This is a genomic window from Sphingomonas sp. GW821-FHT09E03 (assembly GCF_059416225.1).
This window is the reverse complement of sequence record NZ_JBWKOS010000003.1, coordinates 341,584-356,382: the sequence shown is the minus strand read 5'-3', so window position 1 is coordinate 356,382 and position 14,799 is coordinate 341,584. Positions and strand designations below refer to the sequence as shown.

General features: G+C 67.9%; 14 protein-coding genes. 8 read left to right on the top strand and 6 right to left on the bottom strand.

Going from position 1 to position 14,799, the window contains the following annotated elements; translation table 11 throughout:
• Positions 1-19: 19 nt before the first annotated feature.
• A complete protein-coding gene (locus AC07M8_RS09480; protein WP_495174091.1) occupies positions 20-463 on the bottom strand; it encodes a MarR family winged helix-turn-helix transcriptional regulator in 444 nt (147 codons plus the stop codon).
• A 114-nt stretch (positions 464-577) separates the two neighbouring features.
• Between AC07M8_RS09480 and AC07M8_RS09475 the strand changes: the two genes are divergently transcribed.
• On the top strand, positions 578-1,003 hold the full coding sequence (locus tag AC07M8_RS09475) for an organic hydroperoxide resistance protein (protein WP_495174090.1): 426 nt from the start codon (positions 578-580) through the stop codon (positions 1,001-1,003).
• A 105-nt stretch (positions 1,004-1,108) separates the two neighbouring features.
• Here AC07M8_RS09475 and AC07M8_RS09470 read toward each other — a convergent pair whose 3' ends face one another.
• The 5 genes from AC07M8_RS09470 to AC07M8_RS09450 all read right to left on the bottom strand — a co-directional run bounded on the left by AC07M8_RS09470 (position 1,109) and on the right by AC07M8_RS09450 (position 5,734).
• Positions 1,109-1,246 (bottom strand): hypothetical protein, encoded by a 138-nt coding sequence (locus AC07M8_RS09470; protein ID WP_495174089.1) that lies wholly within the window; start codon positions 1,244-1,246, stop codon positions 1,109-1,111.
• On the bottom strand, positions 1,200-2,669 hold the full coding sequence (locus tag AC07M8_RS09465) for a hypothetical protein (protein ID WP_495174088.1): 1,470 nt from the start codon (positions 2,667-2,669) through the stop codon (positions 1,200-1,202). Before AC07M8_RS09465 ends, AC07M8_RS09470 begins: the two co-directional genes overlap by 47 nt.
• Positions 2,670-2,893: 224 nt before the next feature.
• A complete protein-coding gene (locus AC07M8_RS09460; protein WP_495174087.1) occupies positions 2,894-3,385 on the bottom strand; it encodes a metallophosphoesterase family protein in 492 nt (163 codons plus the stop codon).
• Positions 3,386-3,452: 67 nt separating this feature from the next.
• Positions 3,453-4,439 (bottom strand): aldo/keto reductase, encoded by a 987-nt coding sequence (locus AC07M8_RS09455; protein ID WP_495174086.1) that lies wholly within the window; start codon positions 4,437-4,439, stop codon positions 3,453-3,455.
• Between the two features lie 68 nt (positions 4,440-4,507).
• Positions 4,508-5,734, bottom strand: coding sequence for a multidrug effflux MFS transporter (locus AC07M8_RS09450; protein WP_495174273.1), 1,227 nt, complete (start codon positions 5,732-5,734; stop codon positions 4,508-4,510).
• A 248-nt stretch (positions 5,735-5,982) separates the two neighbouring features.
• Here AC07M8_RS09450 and AC07M8_RS09445 point away from each other — a divergent pair, with 248 nt between their 5' ends.
• The 7 genes from AC07M8_RS09445 to AC07M8_RS09415 all read left to right on the top strand — a co-directional run bounded on the left by AC07M8_RS09445 (position 5,983) and on the right by AC07M8_RS09415 (position 14,792).
• On the top strand, positions 5,983-6,855 hold the full coding sequence (locus AC07M8_RS09445) for a TorF family putative porin (RefSeq protein ID WP_495174085.1): 873 nt from the start codon (positions 5,983-5,985) through the stop codon (positions 6,853-6,855).
• Between the two features lie 109 nt (positions 6,856-6,964).
• Entirely contained in the window at positions 6,965-7,054 is a 90-nt protein-coding gene (gene kdpF / locus AC07M8_RS09440; protein WP_267395146.1) for a K(+)-transporting ATPase subunit F, read from the top strand.
• 13 nt (positions 7,055-7,067) lie between these two features.
• Entirely contained in the window at positions 7,068-8,786 is a 1,719-nt protein-coding gene (kdpA, locus tag AC07M8_RS09435) for a potassium-transporting ATPase subunit KdpA (protein ID WP_495174084.1), read from the top strand.
• Positions 8,787-8,799: 13 nt separating this feature from the next.
• Complete coding sequence (gene kdpB, locus AC07M8_RS09430) at positions 8,800-10,851, top strand: potassium-transporting ATPase subunit KdpB (RefSeq protein ID WP_495174083.1); 2,052 nt, start codon at positions 8,800-8,802, stop codon at positions 10,849-10,851.
• Between the two features lie 10 nt (positions 10,852-10,861).
• The gene (gene kdpC / locus AC07M8_RS09425) at positions 10,862-11,431 is read left to right on the top strand and encodes a potassium-transporting ATPase subunit KdpC (RefSeq protein ID WP_495174082.1); all 570 of its coding nucleotides are present in this window, start codon (positions 10,862-10,864) and stop codon (positions 11,429-11,431) included.
• Positions 11,431-14,106, top strand: a complete 2,676-nt coding sequence (locus tag AC07M8_RS09420) for a DUF4118 domain-containing protein (protein WP_495174081.1) — start codon at positions 11,431-11,433, stop codon at positions 14,104-14,106. Before kdpC ends, AC07M8_RS09420 begins: the two co-directional genes overlap by 1 nt.
• Positions 14,106-14,792, top strand: a complete 687-nt coding sequence (locus AC07M8_RS09415; RefSeq protein ID WP_495174080.1) for a response regulator transcription factor — start codon at positions 14,106-14,108, stop codon at positions 14,790-14,792. Before AC07M8_RS09420 ends, AC07M8_RS09415 begins: the two co-directional genes overlap by 1 nt.
• Positions 14,793-14,799: the final 7 nt, after the last annotated feature.

Sequence of the window (14,799 nt, the reverse complement as noted above, 5' to 3'; positions counted from 1 at the left end):
CGCCGCCAACCCGTCGGGCCTACGTCGCCTGATCCGCCGCCAGCGCGCGCCGCAGCGCGGCAACCTCGGTGTTGAGGGCGGCGAGGCGGGCCGGCGACATGCCGGTGCGCTCGACGATCAGCGGAGCGAGACAGCCGGTCTCTGCCCAGCAGGCCTTGCCCGTCTCGGTCAGGCGAACGCGCACCTGGCGCTCGTCGGCGGGATTGCGCAGTCGCGTCACCAGCCCCGCCGTCTCCAGCCGCTTGGCGAGCGGGGTGATGGTGCTCGGCTCAAGCGCCAGTCGTTCGGCGATTTCGCCGATCGGGCAGCCATCCTCGGCACCGTTCAGCACCTGCAGCACCAGAAACTGGGGATAGGTGATGCCGAGCCGGTCGAGCACCGGCTTGTAGGCGCGATTGATCGCGATGGTGGCGGCGTACAGCGAGAAGCAGAGCTGTTCGTCGAGCGGCAGGGGATCAGGCATGAGCTCTCCTCGGCACGGCAGATACCACGATTATGATTATCGCGGCAAATAGTTCTGGACAGGCGTCGCCACCGATCCTAGACATTTATCGCGATAACAAACCGGAGATACATCATGTCGATCGACGTCAAATACAGCACCGTGGCCACCGCGACCGGCGGCCGAGACGGTCATGCCCGGTCCGAGGACGGACGGTTCGACGTCGAGCTCTCGACCCCCAAGGAGCTCGGCGGCGCCGGCGGCGATGGTACCAACCCCGAGCAGCTGTTCGCGGCGGGCTATTCGGCCTGCTTCATCGGCGCGCTGAAGGTCGCCGGCCAGCAGCTCAAGATCAAGGTGCCTGACGATGTCGCGGTCAGCGCCAATGTCGGGATCGGCCCGCGCGCGGCCGGCGGGTTCGGCATCACCACCGATCTGTCGGTATCGCTGCCCGGCGTCGAGCGCGATCAGGCGCAGCAGCTGGTCGATGCCGCGCATCAGATCTGCCCTTACTCCAACGCGACCCGCGGCAACGTCGAGGTCGGGCTGACGCTCGCCTGATCGTCTCCTCAGGAATGGCGGGTCGCTGCAGTGCGGCGGCCCGCCGTTTCCGCCGGCAGGCCGGCGTCCCGGTCGACTGAGGGCCGGCGCGCCGTGCCGTCCCGGCTATTGCTCGAGCCGCAGCTGCGCGATCCGCGACGCGATGGTCTGGAAGGCGGTGCCCAGCGCGGTGGCGTCGGTGGCATTGAAATAATGATCAGCGTCGCTGGCGCAGGTCTTGAGGCGATCCTTGGTCGTCTGCACGATGCCCTGGCCGCCGAAGGATCACCCACAGCAGCGTATTCGGCTCGTTCTTTACCGAAGTGCACAGCGCTGCCAGCCGGCTATTCACATCGTTGGTCAGATCGGTGTCCTCGTTGGTGGTGCAGGAGGCCAGCAGCTTTGGGTTGGTCCGCATGTCCCAACATGCCACGCCATAGGTCGTATAGTCGCAGGGACTTGCCTGGGCGTCGCCGTCGGTCATGAAGATGAGATGGCGCTGGATGACGCCGCCGTTCGGGGTGGCGGCGTTTTCCGACGCGAACATCCCCTCCGGTGACAGCAATCGGCCGCCCCACAGCATGCCGATGTCGTGATAGGTGTTGCCCGAGGGGTTGAGGGTGTTGACGTAGGCGTCGAAGACGCTGGGCGTCCACAAGCTCGTGTCCTTTAACTTCTCCGCCAGCGTGGGACAGAAGTAGCGATAGCCGCGCATGTTGTTGTAACAGTCGTTGCTGTACGTCGAGGGATCGCGTGACAGTGACGCGTTATCCGGCGTTGTCGTCGCGGCGCGCATGTAGATGGCTTCGGGCAGCACCGGGCTATAGAGCGTCAACGGCTTGGACGGGTCGGGCACCTGGTTGATGTCGGCGGTCGCGCCCTGCTCCTCGACGCAGCCGTCCCACAGAACCGGACGATCGGTGTAATTGGCGCCGATCCCGGCCAGCGTGATGGTGGCGGAGGCTGGCGCGTTGGGCACCTTGTAGCCGGCGAACGACGACAATGCGGATGCAACGTTGATGGCAAGAGGGGTTGGCCCATACAGCCAGGTCGAACCCGAAAGCGTTCTGGTCTGCACCTTGCAGAACAGGCCCAGGAACTGCACGCCCTCATATTGCTGGGTCGCTGTATCGGCAGGCTGGTTCTTGCACGATACGCCCTGGACGGCCCAGGTGCCGACGGTCCCCGTGTCAGACCACGCGCCCCACGCCGGCGTCTTGGCGCGCGACTGGTAGCTCCAGTTGGTCGCGAGATAGCTGGCAGGCAGGTTGAGCTGGCTGATGTCGACGTTCGCCGAGTAGGGCACGAACCCGAAGCGCAACTGCGATCCTGAATTGATTCCCTGGTATCTGTTGGTCGCGCAGCCGGTGCCGTCGGTCTTGGTCTGCGCCAGCGCCTCGTAGAAGCATTTCACCGCATTCTTGAGCACGGTGATCTTCGATCCGGTGCGAATGTTGGTCGCCGAACACGACGATTCACTCGGCAGGCAGGCCATCGACCCGGTGACATCGAGCACGAACATCACATCGGTGTTGAGCAGTTGCATCGCCGTCGCGCAGGTGACGGTGAGTGCCCTGGGGCCGAACTTGAAGAATTGCATCACCGTCATCGGCACGGTGGTGGTGATCGTGCCCTGCACGTTCGAGCCGGAAGAGGTGAAGTTGTTGGCGCAAATGCGATTGAACAATATCAAAGAACGTGAAAACTATACCAGACGGTGCGGGCGTTATGCCGCAAAATGTAGTTTTGATGTGTTCAAATTGGGTGCCACGCTTGCTGGGTCGCACCCATAGCGGTTTCGCTTCGACTTGGGGCGGCACGGCTCATGGTCAGGCAGATGGCACCGATCGCTGCGGCGCTCGCCCTGCTGAGCCCGGGCCATGCCTTGCAATCAGGCGGGGCGGCAGCCGTTCAGCCGGGGGTGGAGACCAGCGTGGCGAGCGTCACCGGGATGAATCCGCGAGCATCCACGCCGACGTCGAACTGGCGTGGCATCGGCTTCAGCCGACCGTGGCTGTGGCCGTGGAGGTTGAGCGCGCCGCGATGCTGCCCGTTCCAGCTGCGGAACGGATAATGGCATAGCACGAGGCGCCGACCGTCGAGGTCGAGTTCCACATAGTCGCCGACGCTCGCCCAACCGTCGGCGTCGAGCGTGCCATCCGGATCGTTGTTGCCGCGTACCAGATGCTTGGTGCCGTTGAGCCGCGCCAGCAGCGTGGCGACATCCCCAGGCCGGCGCGCGACATCGCCGAGGTGCCAGACGATGTCGTCGACCCCGACCACCGCATTCCAGCGCGCGACCAGCGCCTCGTCCATCTCGGCGGTGCTGGCGAAGGGCCGGCGAGAAATGTTGATGGTGCGATGATCGCCGAAATGCGTGTCGGCGGTAAAGAACACGGTCACCGGCGCGACGGGGCGAGCAGGCCGCTCACCCTCCCGCGGTCGGCCGCGCGCCGCCGGCCGCGCGCGCTCACTGGTTGACGCTGGCCATTGTCGCCGCGGGATAGCGCGTGCCGCTCGCCGCTCCCGGTGGCAGCACCTCGTCGATCCGCGCCAGCTCGGCGGCGCTCAGCGTCACGTCGAGGGCGGCGAGATTGTCGTCGAGATAGCTGCGCCGTTTGGTACCGGGAATCGGCACCACGTCGTCGCCCTGCGCTAGCACCCAGGCGAGCGCGAGCTGTGCCGGCGTGCAGCCCTTGTCCGCCGCCATCGCCGCGATCGCGCCGACCAGATCGAGGTTGCGCTGGAACGCCTCGCCCTGGAAGCGCGGATGGCTGCGGCGCGTGTCGTCGGCGGCGAGATCCTGGGGCGTCTTGATCTGGCCGGTGAGGAAGCCGCGGCCGAGCGGGCTGTAGGGGACGAAGCCGATGCCGAGCTCGCGCACCGTCGGCAGCAGCGCCTCCTCGGGATCGCGGCTCCACAGCGAATATTCGGTTTGTAGCGCGGTAATCGGATGCACCGCATGCGCGCGGCGGATCGTCTCGGGCGCGGCTTCGGACAGGCCGAGATACTTCACCTTGCCCGCGGTCACCAACTCGGCCATCGCGCCGACGGTCTCCTCGATCGGCACGTCGGGATCGACGCGGTGCTGGTAATAAAGATCGATGATGTCGAGCCCGGTCCGCTGCAGGCTGGCATCGCACGCCGCGCGCACATAGTCCGGCCGGCCGTTGACGCTGCGTCCCTTGCCGTCGGGGCCGCGGACGATGCCGAACTTGCTCGCCACCACCACCCATTCGCGGCGCGTGCGCACGACCCGGCCCACCAGCTCCTCATTGGCGCCGAGGCCATACATGTCTGCGGTGTCGAGCAGGGTCACGCCGCGGTCGAGCGCGCGGTTGATCGTCGCCACCGATTCCGCCTCGTCGCGGCTGCCGTAGAAGTCGGACATGCCCATGCAGCCGAGGCCCAGGGCGGATACTTCCAGGCCTTGGCGGCCGAGCTTGCGCGTCCTCACTCAACGTCTCCGATGCAATCTATGCACGTTGAATGATCGAGGCCCGCCAGGGTTGCGGCGCGTCACGCTTATCTGCCCGGCTCCTCTCGCGCCGGCGTTGCGCCGGAATGGTGCGGCTGGAACAGCCTGCGCCCTTCGGTGAAGTAGACCACGATCAGCACGCCGACGCCGATCGCAAGATAGCCGATCGCGAGCGGGTATGTGGTGCCGTCATAGGCCTGGCCGATCAGCGAGCCGACGATGACGGCACCGACGCTGGTGATGAAGCCTTGGATCGACGAGGCGGTGCCGGCGATATGGCCAACCGGCTCCATCGCCATCGCGCCGAAGTTCGACCCGCACAGGCCGATGCAGGTCATGCTCAGCGCCTGAAACAGCATGTAGGTGCCAAGCGACTCGGTGCCGGTCGCGATCACGGCGAGATGGAGCAGCGACAGCGCGATCAGCGCCAGCACCGCCGATTGCGAGATCAGCCGGGTGCCGAGCCGCTCGACCAGCCGGCTGTTGGCGAACGACGCGCAACCCATCGAGAAGGCGCAGACCGCGAACAGGATGGTGAAGCGCTGGCCGGCGTGGAACTCGTCCACGAAGATCTGCTGCGCCGACGAGACGAAGGCGATGATGCCGCCGAAGGTCATCGACGCCGCCACCGCATAGCCGGCGGAATAGCGGTTGGTCAGCGTCAGCCGATAGGCCGCGGCCAAGGAAGCGAGCGACAGTGGCGAGCGGCGCTCGACCGGCAGCGACTCGCGCAGCCGCAGCGACGACCAGGCGAGCACGAACGCCGCGAACGTTGCCAGCGCGTAGAAGATGAAGCGCCACGGCCCGAACGCCAGCAGCACCTGCCCGAGGCTCGGCGCCATGATCGGCACCAGGAAGAAGATCATCTGCGCCACCGACAGGGTGCGCGCCATCTGCCGGCCGGAAAAGCGATCGCGCACGATCGCTACGGCCAGCACCCGCGTCGATGCGGACATCAGCCCTTGCAGCAGCCGCGCGCCGAGCAACGCGGCAAACGTCTGCGAGCTCGCGGCGAAGATGCTCGCGGCGACGAAGCCCGCCAGCGTCGCGAGCAGGATCGGCCGGCGGCCGAAGCGGTCGGCAAGCGGGCCATAGACCAGCTGGCCCGCGCCGAAGCCGAGCATATAGGCGGTGATGATCCACTGCCGGTGGTTGGCGGTGGTGATGGCGAGCTGGCGGCCGATGTCCGCCAGCGCGGGGAGCATCAGATCGACCCCCAGGGCGTTGACCGCCATCAGCGCGGCGACGAACGCCACGAATTCGCCGGCCCGCATCGCCGTGCGGCTCTCTTGATCGTTCATCGCGCTCACCTAGAGCGGCAGCCGGGCGCTGGCCATGGCCGATCGCGCACCGCCGCCCTCATCGGCCAGGCCGCGGCGCCACGGCCGGCAAAAACGCCAGCTATACGCCAGCACTATGCGAAAGCCGGGAATCGCTCTCGAATTGCTACGCTGGCCACGCCTAATCGCCTGTCCCTGACGCGTCGCTCTGTTGGTGGCGCCGGTCCACTTGGGGGGCAGGAATGAAGCGTAGTTTTTCGGCGGTTGGTGCGGTGCTGCTGGCGATGCCGGCGGTTACCCAGGCGCAGTCGACGCCTGATGACAAGACCGCAGCGGACACCGCGCCGCCGCCGGCGATCACCGTCAGCGGCTCGGCCTCGATCGCGTCCGACTATCGGTTCCGCGGCGTGTCGCAATCCGATCGGCAGATGGCGGTGCAGGCGGGGCTCACCCTCGCGCACCAGAGCGGCCTGTATGTCGGCACCTGGGCCTCCAACCTCGCCGGCTGGGGCACCTTCGGCGGCGCCAACATGGAGCTCGACCTGATCGGCGGCTACAAGGCGAAGCTCGCGAGCAACGCCACGCTCGATGTCGGCCTTACCTGGTATGTCTACCCGGGCGGCGCCGACAAGACGGATTTTGCCGAGCCTTATGCCAAGCTGACCGGCACCGCGGGCCCCGCAACCCTCACCGCCGGCGTCGCGTATGCGCCCAAGCAGCAGGCGATCGGCAAATGGTACACCAATGGCGCGTCGGCCGCCGCCGGCGTCTATGACCATCCCGGCGCCAAGGACGACAATCTCTACTTATGGGGAGACGGCGCCGCGGCGATCACCGGCACGCCGTTCACCGCCAAGGCGCATATCGGCCACAGCTGGGGCCAGGACGGCCTCGGGCCCAACGCCACCGCGGTGACGCCGACCGGCGCCTATTGGGATTGGTCGTTCGGCGCGGACACCAGCTGGAAGAACCTCACCCTCAACGTCAGCTATGTCGACACCGACATCTCTAACCGGGACGCTGCCTACCTGCGTCCGAGCTTCAGCAAGGGCCAGGACGGCACCGGCACCATCGCCGGCAGCACCGTCGTCGCCTCGCTGACGGCCGCCTTCTAGCAAAGGAAACTGTCGATGGACGATCTGCTCTGGATCCTCGTCATGGTCGGGCTGGTGGCGGCAACGCTCGCCTACGCCCGCCTGTGCGACAACGCGTGAGGCGGCTGCAATGACACTCGATCTCTGGCTGGCGGCGCTCACCGCCTGCGGCCTGCTCATCTACCTGGTGGCGGTGCTCATCCGCCCCGAACGCTTCTGAAGGAGGCGGCACCATGACATTCCAGGGCTGGATCCTGATCCTCGGCTTTATCGCCATCCTGCTGGCGCTGACCAAACCGGTCGGCGCCTGGCTGTTCGCGCTCTACGAGGGCCGCCGCACCCCGCTGCACGTCGTGCTCGGGCCGATCGAAACCGGCTTCTACAAGCTCGCCGGCATCGATCCCGATCAAGAGCAGGGCTGGCGCCGCTACGCGGTCCACATGCTGCTGTTCAACGTCGTGCTGATGGCGTTCACCTATGCGGTCCTGCGGCTGCAGGGCGTGCTGCCGGGCAACCCGCAGGGGCTCGCCGGGCTGTCGCCGCATCTCGCGTTCAACACCGCGGTGAGCTTCACCACCAACACCAACTGGCAGAGCTATGCCGGCGAGACGACGGTGTCGAACCTCAGCCAGATGCTCGGCCTCACCATCCACAACTTCCTGTCGGCCGCCACCGGCATCGCGCTCGCCTTCGCGCTGTTCCGCGGCTTTGCCCGGCGCGAGGCCCTGAAGAACGGAATGGGGGTGATCGGCAACTTCTGGGCGGATTGCACCCGCATCACGCTCTATCTGCTGCTGCCGCTCTGCGTGGTGCTGACGATCGTCTACATCGCCAGCGGCGTGCCGCAGACCCTCGCCGCGACGGTCGACGTGACCACGCTTGAGGGCGCCAAGCAGACGCTGGCGATCGGCCCGGTCGCGAGCCAGGAAGCGATCAAGATGCTCGGCACCAACGGTGGTGGCTTCTTCAACGCCAATTCGGCGCATCCCTTCGAGAACCCGACCGCGCTGACCAACCTCATCCAGATGCTGTCGATCTTCGTGATCGGCTTCGGGCTGACCTGGACGTTCGGCAAGGCGGTCGGCAACACCCGCCAGGGCTGGGCGATCCTGTCGGCGATGGTGATCCTGTTCCTCGCCGGCACCACCGTGACCTATTGGCAGGAGGCGGCGGGCAATCCGGTGCTCCACCATCTCGGCGTCGCCGGCGGCAACATGGAGGGCAAGGAGGTGCGCTTCGGCATCGCCGCGTCGAGCCTGTTCGCGGTGGTGACGACGGCGGCCTCGTGCGGCGCGGTCAACGCCATGCATGACAGCTTCACCGCGCTCGGCGGCATGATCCCGCTGTTCAACATCCAGCTCGGCGAGGTCGTGATCGGCGGCGTCGGCGCGGGCATCTACGGCTTCCTGCTGTTCGCCATCCTCGCGGTGTTCGTCGCCGGGCTGATGGTCGGCCGCACGCCCGAATATGTCGGCAAGAAGATCGAGGCGCGCGAGGTCAAGCTCGCGGTATTGGCTATTGCGGTGCTGCCGCTGATGATCCTGGGCCTGACCGCGCTCTCCTCGGTGCTCGCCCAGGGCCTGGCGGGGCCGCTCAACAAGGGGCCGCACGGCTTCAGCGAGATCCTCTACGCCTTCACCAGCGCGGTGGGGAACAACGGCTCCGCCTTCGCCGGGCTCACCGCCAACACGCCTTATTACAACGGGCTGCTCGGCGTCGCGATGTGGGTTGGCCGCTTCTTCATCATCGTGCCGATGCTGGCGATCGCCGGCAGCCTCGCGGCGAAGAAGTACACGCCGGAGAGCGCGGGCTCGTTTCCGACCACCGGCGGCCTGTGGGTCGGCCTGCTCGTCGGCATCGTGCTGATCCTCGGCGGTCTCACCTTCCTGCCGAGCCTCGCGCTCGGCCCCATCGCCGATCATCTCGCGATGATCAGCGGCAAACTGTCCTGAAGGGGCGCCTGACATGGCCCAGAAATCCCAAACCCGCGCGCAAGCGAAAAGCCTGTTCACGGCCGACCTCGTCGTGCCCGCGATCGGCGAATCCTTCCGCAAGCTCAACCCCGCCGAGCTGATCCGCAACCCGGTGATGTTCACCACCGCCGTCGTCGCGGCACTGATGACGGTGCTGCTCGTCGTCGGCCACGATGGCTTGTCGACCGGCTTCAAGCTCCAGCTCGTCGTCTGGCTGTGGCTGACGGTGCTGTTCGGCACCTTCGCCGAGGCCCTCGCCGAGGGCCGCGGCAAGGCCCAGGCGGCAAGCCTGCGCGCCACCAAGGCGGAACTTACCGCCAAGCGCCTGAAGGGCGATGGCCGCGCCCATGAGGATGTGCCCGCCAGCGCGCTGCGGGTCGGCGACATCGTCCTGGTCGAGACCGGCGACCTCATCCCGTCGGACGGCGACGTCGTCGCCGGCGTCGCCTCGGTCAACGAGGCGGCGATCACCGGCGAAAGCGCACCGGTGATCCGCGAGGCGGGCGGCGATCGCTCGGCGGTGACTGCGGGCACCCGCGTCATCTCCGACGAGATCCGCGTCCGCGTCACCGTCAACCCGGGGCAGGGGTTCCTCGATCGGATGATCGCGCTGGTCGAGGGCGCCGAGCGGCAGAAGACGCCGAACGAGATCGCGCTGACGATCCTGCTGGTCGGCCTCACCATCATCTTCCTGATCGCGGTCGGCACCATCCCGGGGTTCGCGAGCTACGCCGGCGGATCGATCCCGGTGGCGATCCTCGCCGCGCTGCTGATCACGCTGATCCCGACCACGATCGCGGCGCTGCTCTCGGCGATCGGCATCGCCGGGATGGACCGGCTCGTCCGCTTCAACGTGCTCGCCAAATCGGGCCGCGCGGTGGAGGCGGCGGGCGACATCGACGTGCTGCTGCTCGACAAGACCGGCACCATCACCATCGGTGATCGCCAGGCGAGCGAGTTCCGCAGCGTCGGCGGCGCCACCCAGAACGAGCTGGCCGAGGCAGCGCTGCTGGCGAGCCTCGCCGACGAGACGCCCGAGGGCCGCTCGATCGTCGTCCTTGCCCGCGAGCGGTTCCGCGTCTCGACGGCGCAGCTGCCGTCCGATGCCGAGGTGATCCCGTTCACCGCGCAGACCCGCATCTCCGGGGTCAGGACCGGCGGGTCACTGATCCAGAAGGGCGCGGTCGATTCGATCCTCAAGGCCAATGCCGGTTCGGGGCAGACGGCGGCGGCGACCGAGCTTCGCCGCGTTACCGACGAGATCGCCCGCGCCGGCGGCACGCCGCTCGCGGTGGCGCAGGACGGTCGGCTGCTCGGCGCGATCTTCCTCAAGGACGTGGTCAAGGCCGGGATCCGTGAGCGGTTCGGCGAGCTGAGGACGATGGGCATCCGCACGGTGATGATCACCGGCGACAACCCGCTCACCGCCGCCGCGATCGCCGCCGAGGCGGGGGTGGACGATTTCCTCGCCCAGGCGACGCCCGAGGACAAGCTGGCGCTGATCCGCAAGGAGCAGCAGGGCGGCAAGCTGGTCGCGATGTGCGGCGATGGCACCAACGACGCGCCGGCGCTCGCCCAGGCCGATGTCGGCGTGGCGATGAACACCGGCACCCAGGCCGCGCGCGAGGCGGGCAACATGGTCGATCTCGACAGCGACCCGACCAAGCTGATCGAGGTCGTCGGCCTCGGCAAGCAGCTGCTGATGACCCGCGGCGCGCTCACCACCTTCTCGGTCGCCAACGACGTCGCCAAATATTTCGCGATCATCCCGGCGATGTTCGTCGCGCTCTACCCGGGGCTCGGCGTGCTCAACGTCATGCAGCTGGGGTCGCCGCAGAGCGCGATCCTGTCGGCGATCATCTTCAACGCGATCATCATCCCGTTGCTGGTGCCGCTGGCGCTGAAAGGCGTGGCGTACAAGCCGATGGCGGCGGGCCCGCTGCTCGCGCGCAACCTCGCCGTCTACGGCCTCGGCGGTCTCGTCGCGCCGTTCATCGGCATCAAACTGATCGACCTGGCCGTAGGCGGCCTCGGTCTCGCCTGAGGATATGACAATGGGCAATGATTTCACCTCCGCGCTGCGGCCCGCGATCGTCTTGACGATCCTGTTCGCGCTCCTGCTCGGGATCGGTTATCCCCTGGCCATGACCGGCATCGGACAAGCCATCTTTCCTGCCCAAGCCAATGGCAGCCTCGTGACGGCGGGCGGCAAGGTCATCGGCTCGGCCGTGGTCGGCCAGGCCTTCGTGTCGGACCGCTACTTCCAGACCCGCCCGTCGGCGGCGGGCAAGGGATACGACGGCTTGGCCTCGTCGGGCTCCAACCTCGGGCCGGCGGCGCAGGCGCTGGTCGACCGGGTCAAGCCGGACGTCGCCAAGCGCCGTGCCGAGGGCGTGACCGGTGCGATCCCGGCCGATCTGGTCACCGCCAGCGGCTCGGGCCTCGATCCCGATCTGTCGCCCGCTTCTGCCCTTGCTCAGGCGCCGCGGATCGCGCGAGTGCGCGGTTTGCCGCTCGCCAGGGTGACGGCGATCGTCGCCAGGCTGACCGAGAACTCGCTGTTCGGTGACCCGCACGTCAACGTGCTGGCGATCAACCGCGCGCTGGACGCCACGCCGCGCTGATGCCGGTCAGCGGCGACGACCGTCCTGATCCCGACGCTCTCCTGCGCCAGGCCGCGCAGGAGGGCAGGGGCCGGCTCAAGATCTTCCTCGGCGCCGCCCCCGGCGTCGGCAAGACCTACGAGATGCTGTCCGAAGGCGCCGCGCGCCGGCGCGACGGCATCGACGTCGCGGTCGGCGTGGTAGAAACCCATGGCCGGATCGAAACCGAAGCGCTGACCCGGGGGCAGGAGATCATCCCGCGCCGCGAGGTCGCGTACGAAGGCCGCCTGCTCGGCGAGATGGACCTCGACGCGATCCTCGCCCGCACGCCGCGCCTGGTGCTGGTCGACGAGCTCGCCCACACCAACGCTCCCGGCAGCCGCCACCCCAAGCGTTACCAGGACGTCGAGGAGCTGCTCGACGCCGGGATCGACGTCTATTCGACGATCAACATCCAGCATGTCGAAAGCCTCAACGATATCGTCGCGAGCTTCACCCGCGTCCGGGTGCGCGAGACCGTGCCCGACCGGATCCTCGAGATGGCCGAGATCGAGGTCGTCGACATCCCGCCCGACGAGCTGATCGAGCGGCTCAAGGCCGGCAAGGTCTATCTGCCGCAGGAGGCGACCCGCGCGCTCAGCCATTTCTTCTCCAAGTCCAATCTGTCGGCGTTGCGCGAGCTGGCGCTGCGCCGCGCCGCGCAGGCGGTCGATGCGCAGATGCTCGAGCATGTCCGCGCGCTCGGCGTCGGCGGCACCTGGGCCGGCACCGACCGCATCGTCGTCGCGATCAACGAACTGCCCGGCGCCGACGGGCTGGTCCGCGCCGCCAAACGCGTCGCCGACGTGCTGCACGGCCCCTGGACCGCCTTGTTCATTGAGACGCCGCGCTCGGCGCATTTCACCGATACCCAGCATGAGCGGGTGGCCGCGGCGATGACGCTCGCCTCGCAGCTCGGCGCGACGGTGGCGACGGTGCCCGCCGCCTCGGTGGTCGACGGTATCCGCGGCTATCTCGCCGATGCCCGTGCGACCCAGCTCGTCGTCGGCAAGTCGCGGCGGTCGCGCTGGTTCGAGTTCCTCCACGGCTCGGTGGTCGATCGGCTGATCCGCGGCACGCCGGGCGTCACCGTCCATGTGCTGCCGATGGAGGAAGCGCCGACCCCGCAGCCGCGGCTCAGGCCCCGGCTCGCCGGTCATTGGGGGTCGCCGGTCGGTTATGGCGTCTCGGTGCTGCTCGTCGCCGCGGTCACCGCCGCGGCCAGCGCGTTGTTCCACATCCTCAACCTCGGCAATGTCGCGTTGCTCTATTTATTGCCGGTAATGGTCGCGGCGAGCCTCTACGGGCTGCGCACCGGCCTCGTCGCCGGCATCGCCTCCAGCCTCGCCTACAACTTCTTCTTCTTGCCGCCGGTCGGCACGTTCAGCGTCAGCAATCCCGAGAATCTGATCTCGATCTTCGTGCTGCTCGGCGTCGCGATCGCGACCAGCCAGCTCACCTCGCGGGTGCGGGCGCAGGCAGATCTCGCCGCGGCGAGCGCGCGCGCCAATGCGACGCTCGCGGGCTTCCTGCGCCAATTGAGCGCGATCAACGATCCCGCGGTGGCGGCGCGGATGATCTGCGACGACATCGCCAGATTGTTCGACGTGCAGACCGTGCTGCTGCTCTCGCCGCCGGGCGCCGGCCTCACCGTTCAGGCGGCGAGCAACCCCAGCTATCGGCTTGAGACGATGGACATGGCCGCCGCCCATTGGGCGTTCGACAATGGCGCGGTGGCAGGGCGGGGATCGAGCACGCTGGCCTCGTCCGAATGGCTGTTCCAGCCGCTCAAGGCGGGCGGCAACACGCTCGCGATCCTCGGCGTCGCCCGCGAACGCAGCGGCGATCCGGTCCGCGCCGATCAGCTGCCGCTGCTCGCCAGCCTGATCGATCAGGCGGCGCTGGTACTCGAGCGGCTGCGCCTCGAGAGCGAGATGCGCGATGTCGATACGGTGCGCACCCGCGATCGCCTGCGCGCGGCACTGCTGTCGTCGGTGAGCCATGATCTTCGCACCCCGCTCACCGCCGTCATCGCCGCCGCCGACGAGCTGGATCACGGTGCGACGGCCGAGCTGATCGGCACCATCAAGAGCGAGTCGGCGCGGCTCAACCGCTTCGTCTCCAACCTGCTCGACATGGCCCGGGTGGAGGCGGGCGCGCTCAAGCTCAAGCTCGAGGCGACCGACCTCAGCGATGCCGTCGCCGGCGCCGCGCATGATGCCCGCCGCGCGCTCCACGGCCATGACGTCCGCCTCGAGGTCCCGCCCGATCTGCCGCTGGTCGAGGTGGATTCGCAGCTTCTCCATCATTGCCTGCTCAACCTCCTCGACAATGCGGGCCGCTATGGTGATCCCGGCACCGCGATCATCGTCGAGGGGGTGCATCGTTATGGCGAGATCCGCCTCGCGGTGCGTGATCAGGGTCCCGGCCTGCCGCCCGGCCGCGAGGCCGAGGTGTTCGAGACCTTCCGCCGGCTCGAGGGCTCCGATCGCGCGATCGGCGGCACCGGGCTCGGCCTCGCCATCGTCAAGGCCTTCGCCGAGGCGATGGGGATGGGTGTCGAGGCCGGCAACAACACCGATGCCACCGGCGCCGTCTTCACCCTCGTCTTCCCCGCCAGCCTGATCGTGCGCCACGCACCAGAAAGCGCCCTCTGATGCCCGCCAAGATCCTCGTCGTCGATGATGAGCTGTCGATCCGCCGCCTGCTCCGCAACACGCTCGAACGCGCCGGCTATGCGGTGATCGAGGCGGTCGATGCCAAGGAGGCGATCCGCCGCGCGGCGGCCGAATATCCCGACGCCATTCTGCTAGATCTCGGCCTGCCGGATCGAGACGGCCTCGGCCTCATCCCGGTGCTGCTCAAGAACAGCCAGACGGCGATCCTCGTGGTATCGGCGCGGGATGCGACCGACGAGAAGGTGGCGGCGCTCGACCTTGGCGCGCACGATTTCGTGTCCAAGCCGTTCGATACGGACGAGTTGCTCGCGCGGCTGCGGGTGGCGCTGCGTCATCACGGCTCGCCCGGAACCGTCCCCAAAATTCTGCGCGCTGGCGAGGTGACGATCGATCTCGATCGCCGGCTCGTCTCGCGCGGCGGCGAGGAGGTCCACCTCACGCGCAAGGAGCATGACGTGCTGGCCGTGCTCGCCCGCCATGTCGGCCGCGTGGTAACCCATGAGCGGATCATCGCCGCGGCCTGGCAGGGCGAGGAAGACCCCCGCGTCGAATACCTCCGCATCGTCATTCGCAACCTGCGCCAGAAACTCGAAGCGCCGGGACCGGTGGGCAGCATCATCGCCAACGAGCTCGGCGTCGGCTACCGGCTGCGCGCCGACGGCTGACGGCGCC

What these genes read in the sequence shown, in the direction of transcription:
- kdpC (WP_495174082.1), top strand. Translation starts at nt 10,862, where the DNA reads ATGGGCAATGATTTCACCTCCGCGCTGCGGCCCGCGATCGTCTTGACG.
- AC07M8_RS09420 (WP_495174081.1), top strand. Translation starts at nt 11,431, where the DNA reads ATGCCGGTCAGCGGCGACGACCGTCCTGATCCCGACGCTCTCCTGCGC.
- kdpB (WP_495174083.1), top strand. Translation starts at nt 8,800, where the DNA reads ATGGCCCAGAAATCCCAAACCCGCGCGCAAGCGAAAAGCCTGTTCACG.
- AC07M8_RS09415 (WP_495174080.1), top strand. Translation starts at nt 14,106, where the DNA reads ATGCCCGCCAAGATCCTCGTCGTCGATGATGAGCTGTCGATCCGCCGC.
- AC07M8_RS09450 (WP_495174273.1), bottom strand. Translation starts at nt 5,734, where the DNA reads ATGCGGGCCGGCGAATTCGTGGCGTTCGTCGCCGCGCTGATGGCGGTC.
- kdpA (WP_495174084.1), top strand. Translation starts at nt 7,068, where the DNA reads ATGACATTCCAGGGCTGGATCCTGATCCTCGGCTTTATCGCCATCCTG.
- AC07M8_RS09475 (WP_495174090.1), top strand. Translation starts at nt 578, where the DNA reads ATGTCGATCGACGTCAAATACAGCACCGTGGCCACCGCGACCGGCGGC.
- kdpF (WP_267395146.1), top strand. Translation starts at nt 6,965, where the DNA reads ATGACACTCGATCTCTGGCTGGCGGCGCTCACCGCCTGCGGCCTGCTC.
- AC07M8_RS09480 (WP_495174091.1), bottom strand. Translation starts at nt 463, where the DNA reads ATGCCTGATCCCCTGCCGCTCGACGAACAGCTCTGCTTCTCGCTGTAC.
- AC07M8_RS09445 (WP_495174085.1), top strand. Translation starts at nt 5,983, where the DNA reads ATGAAGCGTAGTTTTTCGGCGGTTGGTGCGGTGCTGCTGGCGATGCCG.